Source organism: Candidatus Propionivibrio aalborgensis (assembly GCF_900089945.1).
Taxonomy (GTDB): domain Bacteria; phylum Pseudomonadota; class Gammaproteobacteria; order Burkholderiales; family Rhodocyclaceae; genus Propionivibrio; species Propionivibrio aalborgensis.
Genome location: NZ_FLQY01000152.1, coordinates 1 through 2305 on the forward strand (window position 1 = coordinate 1; position 2305 = coordinate 2305).

At 56.5% G+C, this 2305-nt stretch carries 2 protein-coding genes; both read left to right on the forward strand.

All coding sequences use genetic code 11. The features are described from left to right. The first annotated feature begins 19 nt into the window (after positions 1 to 19). Positions 20 to 2026, forward strand: coding sequence for a glycogen debranching protein GlgX (gene glgX / locus PROAA_RS08860; protein ID WP_186411003.1), 2007 nt, complete (start codon positions 20 to 22; stop codon positions 2024 to 2026). Positions 2027 to 2030: 4 nt separating this feature from the next. Continuing rightward, on the forward strand, positions 2031 to 2305 hold a 275-nt coding region (locus PROAA_RS08865; protein ID WP_186411004.1), incomplete at its 3' end, for a 4-alpha-glucanotransferase.

Here is a 2305-nt window from a genome sequence, read left to right on the forward strand (position 1 = left end):
TGGCCACCGTGTATTTTGAATGGGAACAATAACCTCGGATACCGACCTCGAAGAAGGTCGGCCATGGCCGCTTGGGGCTCATTGGGATGGTGCGGGAGTCAATTTTTCCCTGTTCTCGGCCAATGCCGAGCGGGTGGAGTTATGCATCTTCGAAGGCAGTACGATACATACGCTGCCGCTCCCCAAATGCACCGATCAAGTCTGGCACGGTTACCTCCCTGGCGCCAGCCCCGGTCTTTGCTACGCGTTCCACGTATTCGGCCCAAACTCGCCAGGCCATCGCTTCGACCCGAGTCGCCTGCTACTCGACCCGTATGCGCGAGAACTGAGCGGCACTTTTTCCTACGATCCGCTGCCTTCATTTGCGAACAGCCCGAAGTCCTGCGTTACTGACGAGGCTTTCGACTGGGGCGACGATGCGCCTCCGTCGACTCCCTGGGCCGATTCGGTCCTTTACGAAATCCATGTCAAAGGTGCGACACGACTGCATCCGGGGGTTCCCAAAGCACTTCGCGGAACCTATGCCGGACTGGCTTCACCAGCCATGCTCAAGCATTTCAAGCGACTTGGTATTACTGCCGTCAACCTTCTGCCGGTGCACCACTTCCTTGATGAGCGACGCCTGCTCGACAATGGACTGACCAATTACTGGGGCTATAACACCCTGTCGTTTTTTGCACCCGAACCACGATATGCCGCTCGGGTTGGTGGCCAGTCCGTTATCGCGGAATTCCGCTCGATGGTGCGTTCGCTGCACGCGGCAGGTATCGAAGTCATTCTCGATGTTGTTTACAACCATACCGCTGAAACCGACGAGTTCGGACCGACCATCTCTTTTCGCGGCATCGACAACTCAAGCTACTACCGCCTGACAGGCAATGACCTGAATTACTATGAGAATTTCAGCGGTTGTGGGAATACCCTCAACCTCGCCCACCCGCGCGTTCTGCAACTGGTCATGGACTCCCTGCGCTACTGGGTTAGCGAAATGCATGTCGACGGTTTCCGTTTTGATCTGGCAGCGACACTCACGCGTGACAGCGGCTTCCTCGCTGCGGTCAGACAGGATCCAGTACTGGCAAGGATCAAGATGATTGCAGAACCCTGGGATCTCGGCCCCGACGGCTATCATCTGGGCAGATTTCCACCGGGCTGGAGCGAATGGAACGACCGTTTCCGCGATGTCACTCGTGCTTTCTGGCTGACTGGCGAATCCGAGCCGGCCGCCATGGCTCAGCGACTGGCTGGGTCTAGCGAGGTTTTCCGCTACTCAGGCCGGGCACCACAGGCTGGCGTCAACTTCATCACTGCGCATGATGGTTTTACCTTGCGCGACCTGGTCAGTTTTCAGGAAAAACATAACGAACTCAACGGTGAAGACAATCGCGATGGACATGGGCACAACATCTCCTGGAATTGCGGGGAAGAAGGCGTTAGCGACGACCCGATCGTCCTTCAGCGGCGCCATCACCTGCAACGAGCATTGCTGGCAACCCTTTTTGTCGCACAGGGAGTTCCGATGCTGCAAGGTGGTGATGAACTCGGCCGTACACAGTCCGGCAACAACAACGCCTACTGCCAGGACAATGACTTAACCTGGCTCGATTGGGAACATGCCGATACCGAGCTAATTGATTTTTCGGCCAAACTGATCGCCTTGCGACGGCGCTTCCCGCAGCTTCGTCGTTGCAACTGGCTGACCGGAGAAAGTAACAGTCGGGGGCAGCGCGACATTGTCTGGTGGCATCCCGGTGGACGCGAAATGTGTCACGATGATTGGCATTCACCACCACGGGGAGCATTGGGATTCGTATTGTCTCCCGCAGTCCCGAATGATGCGGATGAAAGCTCACAAACTCTGCTCGTCCTGATCAACCGGGATTCTGATGAACAGACATTTCACCTGCCATCAGGTTCCTGGCTTCAACTCTGCGACAGCAGTGCCGAATCCCCTTTCGCACGGTTGCCGCATCAAGGTGCCGTTTCATTAACCGCACGTAGCATTCAACTACTTTCTCAGGAATAGGACGATGCCCTTTCAAAGGCACAGTGGCATTCTGCTTCACCCCACATCGCTTCCCGGCCCGCATGGTTCGGGCGATCTGGGGCCATCGGCCTATTACTTTGTTGACTGGCTGGTCGCCGGAAGCCAAACCCTGTGGCAAGTTCTGCCTCTCGGCGGTATCGGCCCAGGCAACTCGCCCTATATGAGTCCTTCGGCATTTGCTGGCAACGAGTTGTTGATCGATCTGGCTCAGTTGCGCGATGCGGGTTGGTTGTCTGATGCGGACTTGTCTTCAGACCC